Here is a 24,415-nt window from a genome sequence, read left to right on the forward strand (position 1 = left end):
TAAGAATCTTGGCAATTTCGGTCGGACTAAATTTGCTGATTTTCATAATACTTACCTAAAGTTAAAAAATATCACACTTTTTAAACTTTTAATCCGTACTATTTTTGGGGAAGCTTACATTGGGACTAGGTATTGGGTCATCTTTTTTACATGATAGTATGAATACTGAAGGGAGAATTGCAAAAACAAATAACGTGCGTAGAAAGTGTTTCATTAAGTTTTGTGTAAGCTTCATTTTGAATTTTAGGTTGTAAATTATTAATTGATTTATTGAATACTAGCTGAGAACTCCACGAGATATTTATAGAACTATATGTATAAACGTTGAAGCGAATGCAAAGGTAAAAAAAAAGTGATAACCGTAGTTACCACTTAATAAATAATGATTAATACTTAGTTTTTTAATTATTTACTTCAAAAACTGTTTCTTAATCGTGGAGTCTTTTACTTTTGCATACCTTGAAAGCTGCTTGGTATTTTTCCATCCGACCATTGCCTGAATGGTTGTGGCAGGCATTGCTAATTCATTCAAGGAATAATCTACGAAGCTCTTTCGAGAAGTATGAAAAGTTATATGCTTTCTGATTTTAGCCATCTTAGCAATTACCTTAATGTGAATGTTAAGTCTATAGTTAGATAGTTTAGGCATTAATGCTGCGCCTCCATATTGTTGGAAAATTTCAAGTGCTTTGGAATTAAGAGGAATTCTTTGGCTGGTATCTGTCTTTTCACGACTCAGTTTAATCCAAATGGTTTTTTCCTTGTCAATCTCAATATCCTCGTCTGAAAGAGAAGTATAATCTGTATAGCTCAAGGAAGTCTCAGCACAGAAGCGATAAATATCTAAGGTAGTTCGCTGGATTGGTGACAGCTCTAATGTTTCCATTTTATCCATTTCTTCTTTTGTAAGTGACACTGGTTCTTTGGCTTTGGCTTTCTCAATTTTATAATCATCCAGAACTCTTTCTTTACAGTATCCTTTAGACGCTCCATAGGTAGATACTTCTTTAATTAAAACCAGATACTTTTCAATAGTACTATCTCTATACTTTGATGTCTGGAGATAAAACTTGAACTCGTCTAAAAAGGAGGTGTTCACCTCTGTGATTGAAATTGAGATAAGTTTCTTCTTACCCAAATATGCCCTGATAATTGAATACTTTGCTTCTTTTCCTCTAACTGTGATTTCCTTAAGTTTCTCAGCCTTTAATAATTTATTCTGGTCAGCCAGAAACTCGTTAAAGACGTCAATAAACTCAATTTCTTTTTCTTTGGTCTTTCGCTCGCCAACGTGAGCAAATCTGTGTCTATCCAGTATTTCGGATGGTCTAATTGGTTCATTCGGTTTCTCATAGGATATTTGAGTGTAGATTTGGGTGAATCTTAATTCATAGAAATCTAACATTTTTTGATGTTTGGCAGATTCTTTACCATTGAAGCACTGCTCTTTAGAATTCCAATGTTTTCGGTGAAGTTTAATTTTAGTAGAGAATGGAACGGACTTTTCACCATCAACTCTTATTTCACAATAGATAACGCCGTGGTCTTTGAAAGAACCTTCACGAAACCAATAATAAAATGACATCATGTTGATAGGGGTGTAACTTACATTTCTAGGTGGGTAGTTGTTTGAATTTTTAACATTTGGTAAAACTTAAAATTGATATTAAATAATAAAAGTTTACTCCGTGTCAAAAAGTATTCCAAAAAATCCAAAAAAGAAAAGTGTAAGTAAAATTGTTAGTAAATCGTAAAATATGCCTTGGTTGCACGTATTGAAGCTTTTTTTGAGGGTTTCAGCATGAAGAAGGAATATGCTAAAAACAAGAAAAGCGAGCTAAAAAGCTCGCTTGCAAGTCGTTAATAATCACTGTGTAGTCCGTACGGGAATCGAACCCGTGTTTCATCCGTGAAAGGGACGTGTCCTAACCCCTAGACGAACGGACCTTGTGGGGACGAAATCTTACAAAGCTATTTGCTTGTCATTTTTCGTGATGCAAAATTAGCAGGTTTAATCATACGATGCAAACATTTGTCATAAAAAAGTATAATTTTTTTTATCTTTTTTGACTATTATCTGCATAATTATTGTACAATTCTCTGATTAACAAAAGTATATATGTGTCAGTACGAAACTGTTAATTTTTTATTATTGTCCCTAATTACTTGTTTCACCTTCTTTAATTATATTTTGAACCTAGTAAATAAATTTTTGAAATTTTGGAGTAATGATTTCTTCATAAATATTCTTGTGTACTGTTCATTTTTCCGAAATTGTTAATACTCATCTACTAACTCCTAATTAGTAGATTGCTTAAAACGCCTTATTGCTTATATTTGAGCTTTCTTATCATATAAACTTATACATCATGCAAAAAACTACTTTCATCAACCTTATGATGTTCTTGCTACTGTGTTTTACCTCACAAGCCCAAATGCAGTCGCCAGAGGAATTTTTGAAGTTTAAAAAAGGAGACCGATTTTTGAGACATCATCAAGTGGTAAGCTATTACGAATATGTGGCAGCTCAAAATCCATCTCAGGTAAAATTAATTCAGTATGGTTCTACCAATGAGGGGCGCCCACTCATTGTGGCCGTTGTAGCCTCACCTGAAAACTTTGCCTCTTTAGAGGAAATTCGTACTAATAACCTCAAATCAATTGGTTTGTTGGATGGTAAACCTAGTTCGCGCAAACAACCTGCTATTGCTTGGATGAGCTACAATGTACATGGTAATGAATCTTGTGGTACTAATACTGCACCTTTCGTTATTCATGAGTTATTAAATCCTAATTCGAGCCGTAGTAAAGCAATTTTGGCGAATACTGTTGTGATTCTTGACCCGTCTATCAACCCAGATGGTTATGATCGTTATGCCAACTGGTATAACCAAAAAGTAGGAGCAAGGTACAATGCAAATGCTGCTGCTTGGGAACACCAAGAGCCTTGGCCTGGAGGTCGTTTTAATCACTACATCTTCGATTTGAATCGTGACTGGGCTTGGCAAGTACAAAAAGAATCGCAAGAAAGAATGGCCTTGTATCGCCAGTGGATGCCACAATTACATGCAGATTTCCATGAACAAGGTGTTGAATCTCCTTACTATTTTTCTCCAGCAGCCAAGCCATATCATGAAGACATAACAGCTTGGCAACGCGAGTTTCAAAAAATTATTGGAGATTACAATAAAAAAGATTTTGATAAAAATGGTTGGTTATATTTTTCAAAAGAACGTTTTGATTTGCTTTATCCTTCTTATGGAGACACTTATCCAACTTATAATGGTGCTTTTGGTATGACGTATGAACAGGGTGGTTCAGGTCGTGCTGGCTTGGGTATCGCAAAACGTGATGGTGATACTCTGACGCTGAAACAAAGAATTGACCATCATTTTAGCACTTCATTTGCATGTTTAGATGCAATTTCTGCTAATGCAGATAAAGCCGTAAATGAGTTTGTTAAGTTTCATGATAATACTTCAAAAAATCCAATTGGTCCATACAAATCGTATGTTATCAAAACCAAAGGAGAGGAGGCTCGCGTGAAAGAATTTTTGAATTATCTTGACAAAGAGGGTTTTCAATATGGCGTAGCAGGAAAAGATTATATGGCAAATGGCTATAGCTATCATGATGACAAATCTGGTTTTGTAAAAGTTGAAGCAGAAGATGTAGTTTTTAACTTATACCAACCGCGTTCAATGTTCTTGAAAATTTTGATGGAACCTAAAACAATGGTAGAAGACTCAATGACTTATGATATAACTTCATGGTCATTACCTTATGCCTATGGCCTAAAAGCTTATGCTTTGAAAGATCGTTTGAATCCAACTGCCAAAGTAAATTTTGAAAACAAAATAACTAAGACCGATAATGCTTATGCCTATTTGGCTAGATGGCAGTCATTTACTGACTTAAAATTCTTGTCTGCAATCATGCAAAAAGGTATCAAAGTCCGTAGCGCTGCTAAATCTTTCGAAATGGAAGGACAAACCTATCCTGCTGGAACGTTAGTGATTACACGTACAGGCAATGAGCGTTTGGGTGCTCATTTAGAAAAAATCCTAACTGATGAGGCTACTAAATTAGGTGTTGGACTTACAGCTGTTACTACAGGTATGGCAACAAAAGGTTCTGATTTTGGTTCAGAAAATGTGGTTTTCTTAAAAATGCCAAAAGTAGCAACTGTGGCTGGCGAAGGTATTAGTACAACAGGCTTTGGGGAAGTTTGGCATTTCTTTGACCAACAAATCCAATATCCAATTACTGTTTTACCAGAAAACACTTTGGGAAGCACCAACCTTTCACAATTTGATGTATTGATTTTGCCAGGAGGTAACTATAATAGAATTTTGAATGAGTCTACTTTAGGAAAAATTAAAGAATGGGTTCGTAATGGTGGTAGACTTATCGCTATCGAAAACGCGCTGAAAGCTTTAGCTGGAAAAGAGGGCTTCGAATTGAAGGTTAAGGAGGAAGAGAAAAAGAAAGAATCAGATGAAAGTAAGTTGAAAATTTATGGTAACGCGGAGCGTGAATCTATTTCAGAAGAAACGCCAGGTAGTATTTACCGAGTAACCATGGACACGACTCATCCATTAGCATTTGGTTATGGCAATACATATTTTAGTTTAGTACTAGAAGGTGCTGCTTATCAATATCTTAACGATGGATGGAATGTTGGTATCACTAAATCGAAAGACCTAATCGCTGGTTTTGCAGGAGTAAAGGCTCAAGAAAAATTAAAAAACTCCTTGATTTGGGGTGTTCAAGATATGGGACGTGGTAATGTAGTTTACTTGGCTAACAACCCATTGTTTAGAGGTTTCTGGCAAAATGGTAAATTGCTATTTGGTAATGCTGTTTTCGTAATTGGAAATTAAAATCTTAGATATCTATAAAATGGGCTTAATAAGATAACTTTATCTTGTTAAGCCCCTTTTTCATTGGCTGCCATTTATACGTCTAAATATCTGTTTTAAACACATGAGAAACAGGCAAAAGGATAATTTGGGAGATAACACTCCATTACGAATGAGAATTTAGTTAATTTTCTGACAATACATAGGAGTAGTAGAGCTGTGTGCAAAGAAAATGATATTAAATAGGAGAGGACCTCTAGTCTATTATACCTTATAATAGATTTTGAAAAAGAATTATCAAGGCATAAAAACAAAAAAGCGAGCCGTATGACTCGCTTTTTGTGGTCTCGTAGGGATTCGAACCTTGTTGATTTTCAGGGCATTACAAGTCGAAACTTGCAACTGTTAGTAAAAATGTTAGTAAATGGGGCAAAAAAAAAGCCTATGCCATACTCGCCAACACGCCTTGTCTTCTACTAACATACTTAAAATTTCCGCTTTGCGTCAATTGGGATTCAGCTTTGTAGGCTCTTATTTTCCATTGATTTAGTTCTTCCATTGTGTCCTCAACTAGCTTCTTCCAAAAGCCCTCAGGCTTAATATCAACTTCTAAGAAATATGTAATTGGTAACTGTAGCTCCTCACAAATTCTTTCAAGTGTCTCAACCTGAACAGAACCATTTGCAATCATTTTAATGAGTCCTGCTTCTGACATTCCAATTCTTACAGCAAGTTCTTTCTGCTTGACACCCTTGTCTTTAAGAGCTTTTTTCAATTTTTCTGCAAAATTTTTCATGTGATTATGAATTAAGTTTTTCAAAAAACTAAACTTTTTGTCATTTTTCTTTGACAAACAAAAATAAAGTTTAATATTTGCCAAGAGTTTAGATGAAAGCTAAACGAAAGTACAACGAAAGTTGTAAAATAGTGTTGTTTTTATGTTAAAATTTTATTTGAGATGTCAAGATTAGCAGAAATTCAAAAAGCATACAATGAGAAATCCAGACCTGATAAAGGGATTGTTTTAAAGAACATTGCTGGCAAAATTGGAAAAACTGTTAGGTCTGTTCAAAATAGACTCTGTGGATACATTGCTATCACCGAAAAAGAGGAGTACTATTTTCTTAAGGAACTCAAATTGTTATAAAGTTACATCAACTTTACTTTAAGACAACTTTAAATCCTTATACCCTTATTAATTAAGTTCCCTTAAACTGTTCAACACAGGGAAATCAAGGAAGACTTTTACGGGGTGGGGTTTAGAGTGGTATTTATTATTTCCACCCCTGTCTTCCTTGACCAATTACGCAATTTATTTTACTCGATTAATAGTTCATTACGTTCATTTAACCCTCTATTACACTATGAATATACCTGAATTAGTTCGCTCTTTGTCCGCTGACCCACTTATGCAGTTTATACTTGCAATGTGTTTGGGTGCTTTTTCAATCTCGATGTTGGGTGAAGGACTTAATCGTTCTGAGTTTTTGAGGGATTTGCTTTACGGCAAAGACACCGATGAGTAAACAAGTAAACGTCCCAACAAGTTGGTATTCGACTGATGAGTTGATTTTTACTTAATTTTGTCATTTTCAACTCTAATATTAAACTCATGAATAGCGACTTTCACATTTATGCTGGCTTTGTAATCGGAGGATTACTCATGGCTTGGTACTTTAAGAACAATAGACGACCACCTACTAACTGTTTGTAAAATGTCTGTTTTAGTTGATTTAGTTTGTTTGGTTGTATTTGGGATGTGGCTCTACGAAAGAGCCACTGACAAGATTCCTTAAACCTATGAAACGTCCGAATATCCTCAACAAAGTCTATGACATCATGGATGCTAATCAACAAGAATCTTTTAGGCTAAAACTAAAAGAGATAGGGTTGAATACTAGGGTTTTCCATGAGAATTATAAGCTTGATACTTGCAAAATCAATGTAATGGACTGTTACGATTTGATGGTCATAATTCTAGCACCCGACCGACAATTTGAGCATCCCTACTACGTGCTTGACTCTATTTTGAATCCTAGAAAAAAGCCTGCAAGAATAGCTCCTCCAATAAAGCCTGAGCCACGAAAAAACGTAGCAAAGCAGATTGATTTAGAAGAGATTATTGAGGAGAGAAAAGAGGAACTAAAAGAAGTTGACCTGTCTAGTAAAATCCAGAGGATTACTTATTCGGGTTACTCTATGCAACAATTGTTATTGACTGACGGCTCGCTCGTGAAAGTTGACCCACGATATGAGTACCATTATAGAAAAGATATTGCGGGCTATCGAATGGTAGCACCCACAATGAAGTAAGTTTAGAGAGAGCATCATAAACACCCGACTCGCTTGGGTTGGGTGTTTATTTCAACAATGTTGGCTTTATCAAGAAAGTATCCTTGGTAAGTGGGTTCGATTCCCTGTGTTGAGCTAGGCGTAAGCCTTTTGTAAGTAACCTTTCATCTTTAAATTTTCCGTTTATGGATTCATCCTAGACAATCACGTATATAGCGACTCGTTAATTCTGCCTGCGTAGCTAACAGGGGGATTTATGCACTTTTTTCCAAACATACATTTTGTGTTAGGGTGGGTAAATATTGCCTGTACTTTAGCAGTTTTTTTTTCAAAGTCGCGCTCTGTTATTCCATAGTTATTCATTATGTTATTCTAACATTTCTTGTTAATCATAGTAGCATAACATTTTAGTTAGAATAACTCTTAACGTGTTTTTTTTAGATTTTTATTACTGTTCCCTAACAGAATAACAGATAGGACGCCCCTGCCTGAATGGGAATTCTTTGCTCAAAACTAAACTCACAAAACAATGTCAAACTTTCAGATTCCTCAAAGCCAATTCGCTAGCATCGCACCACGCAAACTTTATGGTAACAAACAAGAATCAAGCTTCTATTGGGTTATCCAGTTAGACCCCACTCAGAATTCAGCACTAGAAATGGTTGGATACTCAATGCTAAATAACCACCGTGAGAACGAAGATAAAGTCTATGTCCTTTGCCAAAAGCTTACCATGCTATTTACCAAAGGATACGTATTTAGATGCCTTAGAATCGACTTTTACAGCGTTTTGAACCCAAACACCACTCCATTCCTAACAATCTCCCCACAGGGCTTCAATGGCTCTGAAAAGATAATGAAGCACCCCATAATCAATACTCTAATTAATAAGCTTTTTGATACCCATGTCAGATGTGTTGAGGCAAAGCAAAACCCCAATTTTGAAGCGGTATTGTATGCACAGTTTCCAGACAAGCAAACCAGAGGTAAAAAGTACAAAGAAGAACTTGCTAATGTGAAGCTCCCACGCAACTACAATTTCTTCAAAAACTACGAACATCTATGCGAGTATATGTTGACCCTTTCTAAATCCAATACAGTCCCACAGGAACGAATTGACGGCTATTTCAAGGATTGTGTTAAGGTTCGATTCCCTAGTTATGATGGAACAAATTTTAACAATAAAATAGCGGATGTTCCACTACCTGCCGTAACACCAACCCACGAAGAAGCCAGACAAGCCAAAGAAGCTCGTATTGAGCGCCAACAAAGAACCAGAGAGGAATTTGAAGCAAAAAAACGTCAAATCTATGGTATAAAATAGCTAAAAGAAGGAATTGAGCGTCTGCCAATTTCGGACGCTCATAACCTTAATTGTAGAATCAATTTAAACGCTTTACTAAGATGAACAAGAATCAAAGAAAAGAACTAGCCAAAATCCTTGAGGAAATTACTCAAATCAAAGATAGAGTAGAGACTATCAGGGATGAGGAACAAGATAAACTAGATAATATGCCTGAAAACCTACAAAGTAGTGAAAGGTATTGCCAAATGGAAAATTCTCTTTCTAATCTGGAAGATGCCATATCAAACTTAGAGAGTGCATTTGAGGACATTCAGAATTCTACAGAACAATATTAATTGATTTACCCCCAATCAATTATGTACACTGACCAAACACTTTTGACTTTTGGGAAATACAAATTCACTCAATTGTGTAGAGTACCACCAGAGTATCTATTGAGAATCCATCAAGCAAAGAGCTATTTTAATGCTGAACTCAAAGAGTACATTATCAATAATCTCGAAAGAATAATTCAGCGACGGGATGGCATCATACTAACACCAATAGTCTATTTCCCATGCAAAAAGGTTATTTATATTTCGAAAAAAGAGGCTAATAGGTTTCTGGAATCAATTAAATACATTGGACAAAATCACAAAAAGCCTGTACGAGCTTACGAGTGTGACAAGTGTGGATATTGGCATATTACTTCAAGAGAGAATTTTGATAGCAAATTGAAAGACCAGGGAAAAGCTTCAGCTCGCTTTTAGGCAAATTTTGATAGCAAAATTCAAGGCAGCTCGCGCTGTTCAGGCAAATCTTCACTAAAAATTGATAGCACAACATGAAATTTAAAAAGACCCAAATAGTTAGTTTCCTGCTCCTGATAACGATTGTAGCTTTTTCTCAGAAGGAATCACCACCAGTTAAATACAGGCACCTTCTACCTTATCAACAGATACAACATGGAATATCTCTAGTAGAAGTTGATAGTTGCGAATACATCCTTGTAGTGATTAATTATAACATCCAACTTACGCACAAAGCCAACTGCAAAAACAACGCTCATAAACTCTAATCATGGAAAAACGTAAAGAACACCTAAAAGTCGAATTGCTGGCAGAAACTGTCGCAAACGTATTTACCGCTTTTTTAGTCATCATATTTTTAATCCTATCAAAATGAAACAATTCTCAACGATGACCCTACGTGGGTTAGACAACGATGAAAATGCAGACTTGGTCGAAATCATGAACCAAGTTATGCAGAAAGAAAATATTAAAACTGGGCAATCTGTCTTTGAATTTATCCTACGAGATTACAGGGAGAAGACAGAAGAGTTACAAGGGCTTAGACAAACCTACAACGCTCACCGACACAAGTCTAACAACGAAATACAAGAATTACAGATTGAAAATAAAAAGCTCAAGCAAGCCATCACGGGATTCTGTCAATTTATAGAAGTAGCAAACGAACTCAACCAATGATTAATCTAATTTATCTCGATATTGACCTTTATGAGTATCAGGTACTAAGAATAATTAGTTACCGACAATACCAATTGATTAAAGCACACTTTCGAGTTCAGAAGTCTGTAACTATTGAACCAGCATTAGTAGTAGCCACACTCTATACCAATTGGTTCTTGGTCAATCCAGAGCTTATCAAACTAAAGAAAAATGGGTTGAAAAGGCTAAAGCTTCAATACTACGAAGCGCAAGCATTATTTAATATATTGGGTTTGGATGGCAGCAATGCCTCACAAAACATCAGAGATAAACTCGACCAAGAAATCACCAATTGGAAACCATCGTATAGTAAGAACTGTCAGGATTGGTATAACGAATCAGGACTAGAACCAGCATGGGGGAAATTTGAGGAAATGACTGAGGAGATGGCTGAGGCGGTTGAGGAGTTTTACAATAAGAGTATTATTTAGGAAATAACACCTTAATTTGTCTGATCAACATTTTAAGGTGTTATTAAGTATATTATAATATTGTGTTGGAGGTTTATTCATGATTATGAAATCACGTTTTACCATATCTTTTCGATTTTTGACTTAAATTGAAAACTAGTATTCGGCAAAAAATAATATTGTAAAAATACAAGTACGAAGTGGTATATTTCTTCACGATTTTGGAGTATATATCCACCTATCTAATATTTAATAGTTTTCATGCTTGTCTTTTTTTCTTTGTACAAGTCATTCCAATTTGTTTTCAGGTCTAAATTTAACATTTGTCTGATTAATCCACACTGAGTAAAAAAAACTCCATTCTTTATTCTATCTTCTTCATGTCCTCTTAAGGCATAAGTTTCAAATGAGTTAGTATCTTTATCCTTTTGAAAAAGTGACATAAACCCATCTATTATTCTCTTATTTTCAATAATCGTTTCCTCAAGATAACTATCAATTAAGTCTGAAAGTTTGTTAACTGATTCATATCCTAGCACGGTCAAATTATCCAAAAGTACTGAATAGTCTTCATTTACTATTTTGTGTTCGATAGGTAGTTTTTTATTTAGGACTTCCTCCAACAAGTCCACATTCAAAATTAAATCTGTTGTATCTTGGTGCTGAATATCCTCCTTATATGCAGTCCTGTCTTTTAAAAGTCTTTCAAATTCAAGATCAACGGTTTCCAGTAAGGCAGATATTCTGCTAATTGATCTTTTTAGCTGTTTAGGAACATTATCCTCACTTTTATATTGAAAAATATTTGATACTTCTGCCCAAGAATGTTGAGATAAGGTTCTAATTTGTATCTCGAATTTTAAATCCTTGTACTGAGAAAATGATGGGACATCCAACCAATTTTCTCTTAATTTTCCGACAATATGAAATGAAGAATAACCAAACTGCGTATCTTCAAGCTTATCAGCCGTATTATATTCTTTGATAATCTCAAATTGTTGCTTGATAAGTTCTACAACTTTTAGTGCGTCAATAGTAAAAAGGGTTATAATCCTTATTCCAGACAAATCCTGCAACTCAAGAACTGATTTTTTTATACTATATCTTCCTTGAGTTATCTTGTTAGAAATAGACATAAAAGTTTTCACTCTATATTGAATTGGAACCGCAAGTTGAATGTTCTCTTTTTCCAATAAATGCTGAATCTGGTTTGAAACATCTTTACAGAAATACTCACACTTTTGAAAGACAAGTTTATGTTCTTTTTCAAGCGAATTGATGTCAACAGATTTGCTCATAAGCTATTTTATGAAAAATATTTTGTGTGTTCAGATACTAATAAAGTTGTAAATTTATGATTTATTAAAGTTAAAGACAGAGTTAGTAATATACCTTCCTTTCCAAAATCAAGGGTTAGCTTTTACAAAGTAGTTGAAGGTCTTTGTAATAGTATTGCGCTTACATGAAATAACAGAGAATTAAAATATCATCTGAACTGTCACGTTTACTGTGTAAAAGGATAGTACTTTAGTATAACGTTTAATCTATCATTACTTTTTTAAATCTTACTTGGAAGAAACCTGAGCCATAGCCCGTGGAACTTGTATCATAATCTATCAATTTCATTGCAAACGGTATTTATATGGTCTAAACCATAGAGTAAAGCTGATTCATCTATTTGCATCCATTGAAATAACTGCAATATTAAATTATAATGTTGTCTTGCATACGTAGTATCTTTTATGGGTTGTCCTGGTAAAAAGCATATAGGTTCGTGATGTGCCATACGGTTTCTAATATTATTGAGTTGAGCCAATTGATTAAAGATATAAGTGTTGTTGTATTGAATAGCTGGGGTTGATGTTGGTTTTGACGGAAATACCTGCAACAATATTCGCCCTGTGGCATTAAATTGGTATTGAGCAAACATAAAACGCCAAAACCCAAAGCCTAATTCTGCAACTACCTTATAATGACTGTAGATATTTAATTTGTTTATGGCATCGTTAATATTATCTCTTGTTAAACGACACCTTGGTGTATCAAATACTCCACCAGTAGAAACAGCATCCCTTAACCAGTCATTACCCAAAGATGGTGAAATAGTAGCATCTATAGCATTTCTTAGTGCTACTTCAAAACAACTTATTACTGTAAATAACTCTTGAGTGAGCTGTAAATTTTTCCTGTAAAGAGTCATTGCGTTACGAGTATTTCCACCGCAAGCTAATAAATAACGGTTCATTCGGGCACTGGTCATTACACTGGCAAAGTCACTATATCTCATTATTTTTCGAATTTGTTTGCATTTTCTGAATTTTACTATACCTTTGTGCTATCTTATTCCCATTAGTCCCTGAAGTAATTCAAACTAGTGGGTTTCGTTTTTTATAAGGTCATTATTTCTAAGCTTTTCACAAAGATTCCCAAATTATGGGGAAAATCAATGCTTAATTAGAGTTTATCTTGGTTTATTTATTACAGAATAAAAGTATAAACTGTATTGATTTTCGACGGATATAATACAAATACCTTAAATTCCGCTAATCTAGTATTAACTTATCTAAATGGACAGAGTAATCTATAAGTATCATGATTGATTAAACCTACTAGTTACAAACAGAGATAAGACTTATTGTAATATTGTTTGTTTTGGTCGGTCAGTTGCCGTAGACACGGTCATCCTGTCATTGAATACAACGATTTGGTAGCTGGTCTCGGAGACCCAAAGGGTCAATACCCAGTAAAAGTTTATACAAAGTATAGTACTCTATTAACTTCATTATCCACCATTGTGCAATGCAACTTTTGGTGGATGCTCCTTTTTCATAGTTTCTGTCTTGCAATACACAAGCCAGATGAATTTTTGATTAAGTCTGTCTCCACATCAAAATAGATGTAATTTTCGCCCTTATTTTGTTGTTTTTTTAGTTTTATTTTTGAATTTTCCGATGAGGTAATATCTTGTTCTCTACGTTTTGAAATTTTACAAAAAAGAGTTACTAGCTCAGTTGAAGGCTTAGTTTTTAGAGATAAGATATCGTCAAAGTTTTGATTAATGATTGAATTTATTAGGTCAGTTTCTATTCCAACGAAATAGATTGATTTGTCAATAAGGAAAGTACTTCCGATAATCTTTTTGTCATAAGTTCTTGAACGTGCATTGATGAAACTTTCGTTTATTTGAATTTTATCAAAACTGTAATCCAATAGTGGAATATTATCAAGTTTTTTATAATCAGATATAAGTTCAATCGTCTTAATCCTATTTGCCAAAGTTATAGATAAATAGGAACGTTTAGATATCAGCCTAAAGATTGAATGATAAAAATAAAGTCGTTTTATGAGCTTAGTTTTTTCAGGTGAGCTATCAAAGTCATCAATAGTTGGGTCGACCAACCAAGACTGTAAATTCTTTGTTTTATCTGCAACGGTTATTATTCCAATGCAACTGTCCCTTTTATAATTATACTTTCTCTTAAAACCATCGTCCTTTTTCTTTTTTAGTATGTTGGCCTTTAAATTTGAAACTGAACTTTCCTTAACTGAATTGTCATCAGCAATACTTCCTTTAGCTTCTATGTTGATAAACCTATCAGTAATACAGGAGATGTGGCTAAAATCAAAGTCTTTATGTGCTGTGGTAATTGGGATTTTAGTCCAGTCCGCTTGTGTCAAACCATAGATTGCACTAGCTACTGCCAGTCCACCTGCAACACCAATCATTTCTGAAACGTCAGCAGCTTCAATTCTTTCGGGGTAGATATTTACAAATTTGTCTCCTTGAAGTTCAAAATAGGTGTCGTAATGTCCCCAGTTTTTAGCTAGAGGTATAAGGTCTAAAAATGTTTGATGCTTGCCATTAGGTTTTTTGAATTGATGTCTAAAGTAGGCATAGGTTTTAAAGTCCTCCAATGATACATCAACATGATTACCGTCATTTTTTTTAAATAGCTCAAAATCCTTAGGGAAATTTTTTTCTATAAGTTCTTTCTGCTCTTTGTCGTAAAAGTCAACTTTAATTTTCATTATACCAATATTTCAAATTTTTCATTCCTTAGTTGTTTGGGTTTGTCGTCAGAGAGTTTAAACTAATGGCAGTCTGTCGTAAACCACTTTAAGAATTTAAGATACTTGGATCCCTTAAGCGTTAGTTTATTTTCCTTCTGATTTAATTACCTTTGTACTTGTTTTCATAATAATTGTCAATGAGTCAATTTTCTTATTTAATTCTTTAAGTTCAATCGTCATCTGATTATACGAGTCAAGTTGATTATTCTGCCAAACAGTATCAGTCTCGTCGTCTTTATACGCAAAATAAACAGCAATGAAACTACATAAAATAGCAGCTATACTGAAGAATAAACTAAAAAGCGTTGTTCTTTTGGCGAATTTTGAATTTTTTGCATTAGAGCGATTCCTCATCTCAATAAGACCAATTTGAGCGATAGCTGAATACTTATACGTTAAATTAGTATGAGTTGTTTTCACAACGCCCCAAGCTAGTTCTTCTACTTTTTCTTGCAATAATTTGTCGCTGGTTTTGTATGGAAAGTCCAAAGGAATTTCTATGGGTATCTCAGTATTCTTAGTTTCCATTTTTTGTTTTTTAATGATGCCTAATGTTCGGTATATTTGTTATGGCGCAGTAATACCGACCTGCCAATTGAGAGCGGTAGAGATATATAGAATTACCGAAGTTGAGCATTTGACTTTTTGCAGTACTGTTGTAAAACCGTTTTTATAGGCGGTTTTATTCTGTCGGTAATATACTTTCAAGATTTGTAGATAATGTTACACTGTATACTTTCTTCATATCGGCTAAATTGAATCCAATAATCTTTCTCATAGCACCTAATCCATATTCCATTTCTTTTATTGACATTGTTGGTTGAGTATTATTCATAAAATGTCTACAAGCATTTGTCATACTGTCAACTATTACTTCAAGAGGAGAACTTTCAAGTATTTCGGTTTGCAAGCTGACAAAAAAAGTTCGCATATCTCTAATACTATCAAACACATAGTGAGGATTTTCATTGTTGAAGTCAACAAATAAGGCTCCTTTATTCTCTAAAAATTTAATAATTTTCCTACATATAATTGATTGGTCAGTGACTGGCTTAAGTTGCAATATCACTCTTTTACTGCCTTCTAAACATTCTTTCATTAAACTTTCGTGGTCTTTCTTCCATTTTTTTAAATGGTCGGCAGGATAATCATGTCCACCATTTTTGTCAATAAGTACGGAACAGGTCGCACAAAGCCAAATTGCATTAGAAATGCTTTGTCTTTCTTTTGGTGTCTGTGACATGTCATATCTTGCACCGCCTTGGCTTGCCGCACAGATATGAGAAGCAATACCTGTTTTTGTAGATTTTGCTTGGTTTGATTTGTCAGGACCTATTGTTATTCTTCTACATTTTGGATTTGAACAAAAATAGCTTGCTCTTTCTGCTACTTGCCTTACCGTTTCAAGTTTAAAATCATTTGGACGTTTCATAATGCGGTTATCTTAAAATTCTCCATAACTTTTTCGGGCTATATGTTCAGGCAGGTTTCGGGGCACAAGAATTTATATTATTACTAAAGTTCAATCGAAAAACTGCTGTTGTATTTTGTACTACACTCCGCCTGACGCAAAACCAGAGTAACTCAAGTTTACTTTAGCTTTTTAAGCAAACATCTTAATTTTTTTATATAAGTCAATTAAATGAAATATAGAAATATCGATTAGTGGTTCATACATAAAGGCATTTACATGTATATTTTCAGGTGTCATTAAATTAACTCGTTCTAATATTATTATTGTCGATTTATCGCTATGATTAAGCTTATAATACTTTAACAGTTCTGATGTTTGATTTGATGTAATAACTAATGCACCTGAATTGGGAATTTGTGCCATCATAAACTCTTCAGCTTTTAGTCGTATAGCAATTGACAGTGTTATTTTATTTTCAAGTAGTATTTCATTTATAGAGTTTTCTTGTTCAATTGAATCTGCGGTTTCGTAGATTAAATCCTTTATCAACTTCGCTCCAAAGGTAATATTTTGATTAGATGTTGAAGGAAAACTATTATGCATTAAATTTAAAATGTCTGTGCAAGTAATAGTACTTGTATTTGTCTTAATGTGAAGGCAAGATGTAAGAGTTGCATAATTTACACATGAGCTATCCTCTGTATATTCTATAATATTTCTTAGAAAAGGAATAATGCTTACAAATATTTTCGGGTTAGCAATATTCTTTTTAAAATTACTGAAAACATCTTTCCTATATCTTCCTTCAATTAATGCTATTTCTCTATTATCATTTTTTGTCGCCATAAATGCAGCTTTCCAATTTAATGAAAGCCTTGAAGCAACTGTTCTATAAAAGTCGAAATTGTGAGTAAGTATTATTAGTCTGAAAATTGGATTGTTATGCAATTCTTTAACATATTCAATTATTGCATACTTATTCTTATAGTCAAAAGAATCAGCAATGTCGTCTAATACCAGCAATGTGTTAAGATTTAATTGCTTTCTAGATTCAATGTCGAACAGGAGTTGAAGGATGTAAAAGGCTCGTTGCTCGCCCCTGCTTAGAATTGATAGTAGCGATTGCTTATCTTTTCTTATAGGAGCTTCATTGGGGTCTTTGTAATCAAATTCAAGATTGGCAGTTTCTTGCTTTAATACAACATCTTCTTGGTTTACAAGTTTTATTTCAAATGGAACATAAAATCTTTCATTAAAGGTTTTAATAATTTCCTCCCAAATTGAAAACTCCTTTTTAGCATCATTTATAATTTTTTCAAGTTCCGTTTTTTTACTTTCATAGAATTTCGTAATGTCTTCAGTTTCTTTTGCCAGAGTAGAAATATAGTTTAGCCATACCTTTTTTCTAAAATCTTCGTACTTGTCAAGCTCAACAAGTATAAGATTGTCCTTTTCTATTGCAGTCTTGAAAGATCTCAGTTCAGTATTCGCACCAATTGATTTATCAACTTGTTCGAATGATTTCTTTAATTTCTCGTCATTTAGTATTTTGGTTATTTCAGTGTGAAGTAGCTGTTTTAACTCTTCTGCTGATGTAATTTCTGCATTGTCGCTTAGCGTAAACTTATGTCCTGCTTCAAAAAATGAATTATCTTCCGTTGATTTTAATAATTCATTTGCTTGATATGTTCCGAAAGAATTTCTTGAATTATTGAAGAATTGAGACTTTGTTAGAAGCTCGTCATACTTGGCCAGATAGTTTGAAAGGAGTTTTTGGTTCTTATCTAAGAACTTTTTTACATTTCCTTTTTTGTCGAAAATGTCATTATATCGAAAACTGTATGTGTGGGGTTTCGTAACTAGCTTTTTGGAAATAGTTAATAGCACCTCAAAAAAAGTATCTTTTGGTGACTGGCTATAAGCATTTACAAATTCTGCTTCGCAGTCGGTACTCTGGGAAACTTGTTTTAATTTCTTTATATATTCAGTCTTATGAGTTTCTAACTCTAAATATATTTCATCGTACTTTTTCTTTAATTCATGGCTTGCTATAAATGAACTTATCTTGTTAGAGGAATCATAGCTACTATCTTCAGCATTAACTACTAATATTGATTCTATAGGTATTGCGGCACCGTCACAGTTAACCATATGTGTTGTTGCTCTGTTATCATACACTCTGTCACATGGCATTGATTTAACGTCATTTTTAGAAATGAGGTCTAATGTTTTTGCAAAGGAGGTTTTCATTGTCCCATTAGGGGCATAAATAAGACAGGAGTTGCTATTTAGTTGTCCAAAGTTGATTTTGTGGTCTAGCTTACCAATTCCAAAACAGTTTTCAAGTTTAATTTCAATTATGTTCATTTGTCTGGAGGTGTCGTTTTAGATTAACACTAACGAGTTTACATGCGCAATATAATTAAATTTCATAGCGTATATAAAGCTAACATGAAATATAAGGGCATGTTTAATCTTTATTAACGAAAGTCAATAAATTATAGAAAAGAAGTACAAGTTACTATAAAACAAAAAGGAAGCCTACATCATATAGGCTCCCATTTCAATCAATAAACAAGTAAATACTCTGGTGACAAACTATATTGCATGGTCTCCTCAGGTGTTCCTTCATTTTGATAATGTGTGTAAACCATTCTACCATCCTTTAAGAAGCCTACTGCATAATTACCTACTGCTGTTTTGCCTCCTTTTCTGAGGTAAATGTATTCACCTCTTTCAGACCAATAATCATAAAACTTGCTGGTATCTACTACATCGGGGTTTGTTCCTTGCCCATTTCCTTGTGTGTTATTAGTGCTGCTATTGTTGGAGCTGTTACCAGTATTGGTATTGGATGTGCTACTGCTTGAATTCTGAGTGGTGTCTGAATCATCGAGCTGGTTACTAGCTGTTGAATTGGAGTTATTATTTGGGGTTTTGCCAAGAAAATAGGCTACTACTACTGCTGCTATCATAGCTGCAACTATTAAGAGTTTTTTCATAGGTTATTGATAAAGTCTAACAAGTTTAAATGTTAGAAAGGCAAGGAAAATAGCACTTACAGAGATAAGTAAGACTCTTATCGTTTTCCCTTGCTGAACTGTTACACTCGATGCGTAAGCAGAATCACTACCGTATTTTTCTGCATCGGTTTCTAATTGAGTTCTATTGGTTTTGCCCGTTTCGGTGACTTGGAAAACGCTTTTGACTGCGCTGCCCAAGGATGATATGCCAGAATTTATGATGTTTCCAATATCTGCGATGTTTGCCATATTATTTCCTTTTGAAAAGTGATACGCTTAAAACTGTGATTCCTATGGTAAAAGCAATCAGGAGGTACGTTGTAAGCTTTTTGTTTTGTTCGACTTCTTTTTGATAGGCAATCCCATCATATTTTGTTCCTTGTAGGGATAAATCGGTAGTATTGTCCTGTGACTGACTACCAAATAGACCTCCCACAAGGTTGCTAACTGTGCCAATTATGTCATTCATATTTATAGGTTTAGTGCTTTAGAAATTTTGATAGCAAAATATACCCTTTTCCCTGGTGTGAAGTTGGCAGCTCTATACCATTTTGCTATCAATTTTATGATGTCGACTTCGTCCTTGAGTACTGCTCCAGAGAAAGTGGGTAAAATTTTGCTATCATTTTTTTGAGCTTCAGGAGCTGAGCAATGAGCGCCGATAGAATTTTTGCTATCAAAATTTGATAAAAAGTGAGCTGAAGTAATTCCCTGGTCTAAACATTTGCTATCAAAATTTCCATCCCCATGTCACCGACTTATTTCCTAAGTAAAACAAAGCTGCACCTAGCAATGGAGTTCTGACTTTGAGCCAGATGATTTGAAACTTCTGGTTCTTGATGGTTTTGGTGTCTAGCTTAATGATTTTCGAATAGTCACGAGCGTTCTGGTCGGCTAGTTCGAAGGATTGTGTGGCTGCATCTATGGCTGGTTCAATCACTGTTTGATTGTTGCGAATGAGTGCATTGTATCTTACCAACAAAGAATCATACCTCATACGGTCAGCCACGATATTTCGTAGCTGTAGTGGCGTTATCAGATAGTACTTATTTGTAAACCGTGATTGGCTTAGGCTGTCCGTACTGGTCTGTGAATAGAGCTTCAATGGTAGAATCAGGCAGAGCAAGGATATACACATTGATATTGCGTTCGTCTTCATGGTGCTTTTCTTGGATTTGTTCTTGGGTAGAAAGTCCGTTTTTGAATGCTTCGTAGGCAATCTTTTGCAGGGTCGTCCTTTGTTGCTCTCGATGGGCAATTCTCTCTGATATTTCTATTTTCTGTCCTTCAGCTTTAGCCACTTGGGTATCTTTCTGATAATAGAAATATCCTACTGCAATGAGTAGGCATACAAACAAAAGAGCTCCGCCCTGTAGAAGGCGTACCTTCCAGAGCGGGAGCTTAATGGGTAGATAGAGTTGACTAAACATTACAAAAGTTCAAGGATTCTATACTTGAGTAGGTTGGTTATGGCTTCGTCCTCTTCTACGAAATTTCGTAGTAAGCTAACATCTGAGGCGTCCAACTCCAACTCATTTCCTTTGTAAATATCAAAGCCCAAAAACATCAATTTCCCAGCGCCTCTGTTACTATAGGCAATACGTGAGGCTAAGATTTGACCAAGATTTAACTCCTGACCATTTTCTACTACAGTTTTATCGTCTAATCCTCTAAATGAGGTATTGAAATTGATTTTTTTCTTATTCATTGGTCTTAAAAGTTACAAATTGTCCAGATTGAGGATCAACTTTTTGAATACTGGTGAAAGTCAAGCCAAGGTTCTCTAAAAGGTACTCAACCAAAAGAGTATCTGGTTCGTTGTACCAATCGTCGAATAGCTGTCCTTCGGCTCTCCAAATCTTATTGATTTGTGAGATTCCTTCGGCTTGAGGAAAACGAGCTTTATCTACAATTTTCGAAATGTCGATGACTTCTGCGTAGGAGATTTCAGCCGTTTGTTTCATTTCTGAAATGTTGTCATAGTTCACTAGAATTTCCGAGATGCCCTTTACATTGGGAGCTAATAGGATTTTGTACATGAGGTGTGTGATTTAGAGGGTTAAAAATTAATAAAATGAGTTGACGAAAATGACTCTGTTACCATCGAGCGTCAGGTAACCAGACGGAGCGCTTGACTTGGCATAGGTAGGTGTGCCATTTAAGCGAAGGTCATTTACTGAAATACTATTAGAAGCAATCACCTCCGAATTGATATGACCAATGTAATTCATTCCATCAAGTGTGCTGCCATTGGGAGAATAGAACCTAAGGTTGCTCACCAACACAGAACCATTGATATAAAGTGGTTTTCCATCGATATTATCCCAATGATGATTATGCCCCCAATCTGCCTTGCCATCTAGCTTACTTTTGACAAGGTTGGTTGCTACGGGATTGGTACACCAATCAGCCCAACGGGAGTTGTCTGTGACGACATCTACGTGATACCTTACGGTATTGCCATCGACCTGAGCGACATTATAAGTACCATTAGAAAAATCAATGGCAGCATTGACACTTCTGTCTCCTCCATTCTCTTTCAGTAGCACATTGAAAACACCGGGCTTACCATAAATGCTATCCCAATGGTGACTGTGCCCTGTTGGATTAAACTCTGTAGGTTTACCAGAAATACTGTCCCAACTATGTCCATGTCCCCAATCGGCTTTACCATCGAGTTTAGATTTGACTAGGTTTGTTGCTACAGGATTGGTGACAGTGTCTAACCAACGGGAGTTGTCCGTAACTACATCCACATTGTATCTTACAACTTTTCCTACTACCGAAACAATGGCATACGCTCCATGACTGAAATTAATGGCAGTGTTACCTGTTGATTTAGCAGTAGAATCTTCTTCTAAAGTGATACCTGATATTTTAGCATTCCAAGCTGATATTTGGGAATCCGTTACAAAGCGCTTATCAGTCGATTCTGTCACAAAAGCTGCACTAATAGCTTTCTTGGCTAATGTTCCATCAGCTGCAGCCACAACAGGAGCATCTACAACTCCGTTGTTGAAATCTGTTATCTGAACTTTCTTTGTCTGGATTTTTCCAGCTCTGGTATCGAATATGATATTGATTGTGTTATAGCAAGTGTCTTTAAATCCAATTCCAAACCAAGAGGCAATCTCTAGATTATAGATAGTGCTGGTTGCACCGTCACCAGTGCCTTTTGAGAGATAGTTTTGTCCATAAGGGCTACTGAATCTTAATGCACCACTCATAAAGCCTCCTGCTAATGGAAGATAGTTGTTTAAATCTGTCGCATTGGCTTTGGCATTCCATGCCGATATTTGCGAATCCGTTACGAATCTGTTGTTACTATCTTGAACAATTAAAGAGGGCGAAAGTGAACCTGCAGTTAAAGCGCCTGTAATCATTGCCGTGGTAAGTGCTTGCCATATCCCATCATAATCTGTCGTAGAGCCCTTGACAAAGAGCATATTGGCAGCACCTCCCGTAGGAAGTGTGCCAATTACCTTTTCTGTAGAAACCCCACTCGTTGATTTAAAAAGGACTTTTTCTTTCATTAGAGTGCAGTGGTTATAATCGACTGTCCAAACTCAATGTGAATCGAGGTCGATGACAGTGCTTTCCCAATGTACTGGCTGATTTTGTTTGCAACGTTGTCTGGTGGTGTGGCAATGGCTGCACCTGCCGAACCCAAATAATAGCGTGTTCCTTTAGCAAAGGTTGAACCCGAAATCGTTAATCGTCCTGCTATGGCTACTAGCATGGGTTGTCCAACGGTTCCTGCTGTTAAAGCAACACCCATTGCCTCTTTGGCAATAGAACCATTGTCTGCCAACACAAAGCCCGTTGAAGATAACGCAACGAGCTTTCCTATCGTAATACCAGCCTCAGCACAGTTGTCTTTGAGTACAAAGTTTGAAATCTCATTGGGCAAAACAGATTCATCGAGTACCCCAATACCATTCAGAATAACATATTCACCAGCATCAACTGCCCCTGTAGAGGTATCGGTTGCTACTACTGCTTGAATATCGCCATTTGTATTTTTTGAGAGAACTTGCTTTTTTGCCATGATTTAGAATAGGTTTAGGACTTAGGAAAAAACTAAGCCAATGATGAGGTAATGATAGGTTCTGAGATTTCAAGAACCAGTTGGGTGGTGGCTAATGCCTTTGCAACTCTTTGGGATAGCTTATTGGCTACGTTATCTGGAGGTGTTACAGTAACATCACCAGCCGCACCTAAGAAGTAATTAGCCCCTTTGGTAAATGTTGCACCTGTAATGGTAAATTTGCCACCCGTCAAAACGGACATTTGAGCACCGTTAACGCCAACGGTTACGGCAATTCCGATAACATCTTTGGTCAAGGTTGCATTGTCTGCCAAAACAAAACCTGTTGAGGTTAGGGCTACCATTTTACCCACGGCAATACCACCTGTTTCGACGCAGTTGTCTTTGATAAGAAAACCTTTCATCCAATCTGGAATCACGGAATCATCAACGATACCTGAATCGTTGAGTAACAAAAATCGACCAGCGTTAGCAGCAGTACCGTCTGAAGTATCTGTTGCTACGTTTACTTGCATTTTACCGTCGGTGGTCTTGATAATGGCTTGTTTTTTAGTTGGCATTTTAAATTAAGGTTTAGTTTTTAAGTGATAATTTGATTGATAATGGATACTGAGAAATCGATATTGAGCTTTTCGGGAGTAAGTGACAAGCCAACACTTTGAGTTACACCTTGGGTAGTACTGCTATCAGGTGCGGATGGCATCAATTGTCCAGCAGGACCAGCATAGTAATTGGCATTGACTGCGAGTCCCCAATTGGCAATTTCAACTACTCCTTCGACTTGAATATGGAGTGTTTCGCCCACTGGAGCATTGTCTAAACTAATTCCTGTTGCTTTGAGATAGTTTTCTTCCAGTAATGGATTGAAGTGATAGGCAAGCCCGTTTTTAATGGTGATTAAGCGACCTTTTACGATGTATTCGCCAGCTAGAACTTCTTGGAAGTCGACACCTTTGTAAACCGTTGTATTGTAGTGATTATTGACTTCACCATCGGGTTGAGTATCATCATTCTTTTCCTCTTTCAATTTTTCGATTTTCTGAGAGAGGTTCTGCATCGCCAATCTATCCTGAGCTAATACTTGGAGTAAATAGTCGGTATCCTTGTCTATTTTGGCATTAGAGGCTGCCAATTCCTTTTGCGCTTTTTGGGTAAAAAACAACATTATCTTATCCCAGAAAAACCATATTGCTGCTAGTATTATCAGAAAGATGCTCCAAAGAGGATATTTGTGTTGTTTCATGATTCAACAAGCCTTGACTAAAAATTCAGTCAAGGCTATTTAGGTTTAGAGGCAATTACTTGTTGTAGACTTTCTTGGAAGCAGCTTTTAGGCTTTTACCCCATGTTGGTAATGGTTTCCCAGCTTTGCCAGCTTCGTAGATACTTTTCACAGCTTCCAGATTGACTTGCTTTACTTTCTTTTGGGCTGCTTTTTGTGCAGGAGAAAAGCTTCTTTTAGGCTTCTCCTCTGACTTCTTTTGGGTCTTTTTCATAGGTTA

29 protein-coding genes and 1 tRNA gene are annotated in these 24,415 nt (G+C 35.5%); 9 read left to right on the plus strand and 21 right to left on the minus strand.

Annotated elements, in window-relative coordinates; genetic code table 11:
* Positions 1 to 409: 409 nt before the first annotated feature.
* The gene (locus QM491_RS23360; RefSeq protein WP_283329956.1) at positions 410 to 1,588 is read right to left on the minus strand and encodes a tyrosine-type recombinase/integrase; all 1,179 of its coding nucleotides are present in this window, start codon (positions 1,586 to 1,588) and stop codon (positions 410 to 412) included.
* A 287-nt stretch (positions 1,589 to 1,875) separates the two neighbouring features.
* Positions 1,876 to 1,947, minus strand: a tRNA-Glu gene (locus tag QM491_RS23365).
* A 422-nt stretch (positions 1,948 to 2,369) separates the two neighbouring features.
* Here QM491_RS23365 and QM491_RS23370 point away from each other — a divergent pair.
* Entirely contained in the window at positions 2,370 to 4,883 is a 2,514-nt protein-coding gene (locus QM491_RS23370; protein ID WP_283329957.1) for a M14 family metallopeptidase, read from the plus strand.
* 421 nt (positions 4,884 to 5,304) lie between these two features.
* On the opposite strand, the gene QM491_RS23375 is transcribed toward QM491_RS23370, so the two are convergent.
* A complete protein-coding gene (locus QM491_RS23375; protein ID WP_283329958.1) occupies positions 5,305 to 5,658 on the minus strand; it encodes a helix-turn-helix domain-containing protein in 354 nt (117 codons plus the stop codon).
* A 162-nt stretch (positions 5,659 to 5,820) separates the two neighbouring features.
* Between QM491_RS23375 and QM491_RS23380 the strand changes: the two genes are divergently transcribed.
* The 8 genes from QM491_RS23380 (at position 5,821) to QM491_RS23415 (ending at position 10,378) form a co-directional block, all read left to right on the plus strand.
* Positions 5,821 to 6,009, plus strand: a complete 189-nt coding sequence (locus tag QM491_RS23380; RefSeq protein ID WP_283329959.1) for a hypothetical protein — start codon at positions 5,821 to 5,823, stop codon at positions 6,007 to 6,009.
* Between the two features lie 217 nt (positions 6,010 to 6,226).
* Positions 6,227 to 6,388: a hypothetical protein gene (locus QM491_RS23385; RefSeq protein ID WP_283329960.1), complete on the plus strand. Its 162-nt coding sequence runs from the start codon at positions 6,227 to 6,229 to the stop codon at positions 6,386 to 6,388.
* 274 nt (positions 6,389 to 6,662) lie between these two features.
* The gene (locus tag QM491_RS23390) at positions 6,663 to 7,175 is read left to right on the plus strand and encodes a hypothetical protein (protein ID WP_283329961.1); all 513 of its coding nucleotides are present in this window, start codon (positions 6,663 to 6,665) and stop codon (positions 7,173 to 7,175) included.
* 508 nt (positions 7,176 to 7,683) lie between these two features.
* Positions 7,684 to 8,478 (plus strand): hypothetical protein, encoded by a 795-nt coding sequence (locus tag QM491_RS23395; RefSeq protein ID WP_283329962.1) that lies wholly within the window; start codon positions 7,684 to 7,686, stop codon positions 8,476 to 8,478.
* A gap of 80 nt (positions 8,479 to 8,558) precedes the next feature.
* Complete coding sequence (locus tag QM491_RS23400) at positions 8,559 to 8,795, plus strand: hypothetical protein (protein WP_283329964.1); 237 nt, start codon at positions 8,559 to 8,561, stop codon at positions 8,793 to 8,795.
* Between the two features lie 21 nt (positions 8,796 to 8,816).
* Entirely contained in the window at positions 8,817 to 9,209 is a 393-nt protein-coding gene (locus QM491_RS23405; protein WP_283329965.1) for a calponin homology domain-containing protein, read from the plus strand.
* Positions 9,210 to 9,620: 411 nt separating this feature from the next.
* A complete protein-coding gene (locus QM491_RS23410; RefSeq protein ID WP_283329966.1) occupies positions 9,621 to 9,926 on the plus strand; it encodes a hypothetical protein in 306 nt (101 codons plus the stop codon).
* On the plus strand, positions 9,923 to 10,378 hold the full coding sequence (locus QM491_RS23415; protein ID WP_283329967.1) for a hypothetical protein: 456 nt from the start codon (positions 9,923 to 9,925) through the stop codon (positions 10,376 to 10,378). The genes QM491_RS23410 and QM491_RS23415 overlap by 4 nt, the downstream gene beginning before the upstream one ends.
* A gap of 221 nt (positions 10,379 to 10,599) precedes the next feature.
* Here the strand turns inward: QM491_RS23415 and QM491_RS23420 are convergent, their stop codons facing one another.
* The 18 genes from QM491_RS23420 to QM491_RS23505 all read right to left on the minus strand — a co-directional run bounded on the left by QM491_RS23420 (position 10,600) and on the right by QM491_RS23505 (position 24,409).
* On the minus strand, positions 10,600 to 11,655 hold the full coding sequence (locus QM491_RS23420; RefSeq protein ID WP_283329968.1) for a GTP pyrophosphokinase: 1,056 nt from the start codon (positions 11,653 to 11,655) through the stop codon (positions 10,600 to 10,602).
* A gap of 308 nt (positions 11,656 to 11,963) precedes the next feature.
* On the minus strand, positions 11,964 to 12,644 hold the full coding sequence (locus QM491_RS23425) for an Abi family protein (RefSeq protein WP_283329969.1): 681 nt from the start codon (positions 12,642 to 12,644) through the stop codon (positions 11,964 to 11,966).
* A 539-nt stretch (positions 12,645 to 13,183) separates the two neighbouring features.
* Positions 13,184 to 14,386, minus strand: a complete 1,203-nt coding sequence (locus QM491_RS23430; protein ID WP_283329970.1) for a hypothetical protein — start codon at positions 14,384 to 14,386, stop codon at positions 13,184 to 13,186.
* Between the two features lie 126 nt (positions 14,387 to 14,512).
* Positions 14,513 to 14,956: a hypothetical protein gene (locus QM491_RS23435; protein ID WP_283329971.1), complete on the minus strand. Its 444-nt coding sequence runs from the start codon at positions 14,954 to 14,956 to the stop codon at positions 14,513 to 14,515.
* 154 nt (positions 14,957 to 15,110) lie between these two features.
* Positions 15,111 to 15,860 carry a DUF6650 family protein gene (locus QM491_RS23440; RefSeq protein ID WP_283329972.1) on the minus strand — a complete coding sequence of 250 codons (750 nt, stop codon included), beginning with the start codon at positions 15,858 to 15,860 and terminating at the stop codon, positions 15,111 to 15,113.
* 171 nt (positions 15,861 to 16,031) lie between these two features.
* Positions 16,032 to 18,209 carry an AAA family ATPase gene (locus QM491_RS23445; protein WP_283329973.1) on the minus strand — a complete coding sequence of 726 codons (2,178 nt, stop codon included), beginning with the start codon at positions 18,207 to 18,209 and terminating at the stop codon, positions 16,032 to 16,034.
* Positions 18,210 to 18,409: 200 nt separating this feature from the next.
* Positions 18,410 to 18,844, minus strand: a complete 435-nt coding sequence (locus QM491_RS23450; protein WP_283329974.1) for a hypothetical protein — start codon at positions 18,842 to 18,844, stop codon at positions 18,410 to 18,412.
* Positions 18,845 to 18,847: 3 nt separating this feature from the next.
* Positions 18,848 to 19,114, minus strand: coding sequence for a hypothetical protein (locus tag QM491_RS23455; protein ID WP_283329975.1), 267 nt, complete (start codon positions 19,112 to 19,114; stop codon positions 18,848 to 18,850).
* A gap of 1 nt (position 19,115) precedes the next feature.
* The gene (locus QM491_RS23460) at positions 19,116 to 19,334 is read right to left on the minus strand and encodes a hypothetical protein (RefSeq protein ID WP_283329976.1); all 219 of its coding nucleotides are present in this window, start codon (positions 19,332 to 19,334) and stop codon (positions 19,116 to 19,118) included.
* Positions 19,335 to 19,595: 261 nt separating this feature from the next.
* The gene (locus QM491_RS23465) at positions 19,596 to 19,862 is read right to left on the minus strand and encodes a hypothetical protein (protein ID WP_283329977.1); all 267 of its coding nucleotides are present in this window, start codon (positions 19,860 to 19,862) and stop codon (positions 19,596 to 19,598) included.
* A gap of 49 nt (positions 19,863 to 19,911) precedes the next feature.
* A complete protein-coding gene (locus QM491_RS23470; RefSeq protein WP_283329978.1) occupies positions 19,912 to 20,295 on the minus strand; it encodes a hypothetical protein in 384 nt (127 codons plus the stop codon).
* Positions 20,295 to 20,573 (minus strand): hypothetical protein, encoded by a 279-nt coding sequence (locus QM491_RS23475; protein WP_283329979.1) that lies wholly within the window; start codon positions 20,571 to 20,573, stop codon positions 20,295 to 20,297. The genes QM491_RS23470 and QM491_RS23475 overlap by 1 nt, the downstream gene beginning before the upstream one ends.
* Positions 20,566 to 20,904: a hypothetical protein gene (locus tag QM491_RS23480; protein WP_283329980.1), complete on the minus strand. Its 339-nt coding sequence runs from the start codon at positions 20,902 to 20,904 to the stop codon at positions 20,566 to 20,568. The genes QM491_RS23475 and QM491_RS23480 overlap by 8 nt, the downstream gene beginning before the upstream one ends.
* Before the next feature lie 27 nt (positions 20,905 to 20,931).
* The gene (locus QM491_RS23485; RefSeq protein ID WP_283329981.1) at positions 20,932 to 22,398 is read right to left on the minus strand and encodes a tail fiber protein; all 1,467 of its coding nucleotides are present in this window, start codon (positions 22,396 to 22,398) and stop codon (positions 20,932 to 20,934) included.
* On the minus strand, positions 22,398 to 22,913 hold the full coding sequence (locus tag QM491_RS23490) for a hypothetical protein (protein ID WP_283329982.1): 516 nt from the start codon (positions 22,911 to 22,913) through the stop codon (positions 22,398 to 22,400). The genes QM491_RS23485 and QM491_RS23490 overlap by 1 nt, the downstream gene beginning before the upstream one ends.
* Before the next feature lie 32 nt (positions 22,914 to 22,945).
* Positions 22,946 to 23,473, minus strand: coding sequence for a hypothetical protein (locus QM491_RS23495; protein WP_283329983.1), 528 nt, complete (start codon positions 23,471 to 23,473; stop codon positions 22,946 to 22,948).
* A 20-nt stretch (positions 23,474 to 23,493) separates the two neighbouring features.
* Positions 23,494 to 24,156, minus strand: a complete 663-nt coding sequence (locus QM491_RS23500; RefSeq protein WP_283329984.1) for a hypothetical protein — start codon at positions 24,154 to 24,156, stop codon at positions 23,494 to 23,496.
* 55 nt (positions 24,157 to 24,211) lie between these two features.
* On the minus strand, positions 24,212 to 24,409 hold the full coding sequence (locus tag QM491_RS23505; RefSeq protein WP_283329985.1) for a hypothetical protein: 198 nt from the start codon (positions 24,407 to 24,409) through the stop codon (positions 24,212 to 24,214).
* Positions 24,410 to 24,415: the final 6 nt, after the last annotated feature.

The sequence above is a fragment of the Flectobacillus longus genome (assembly GCF_030056705.1).
Lineage (GTDB): Bacteria > Bacteroidota > Bacteroidia > Cytophagales > Spirosomataceae > Flectobacillus > Flectobacillus longus.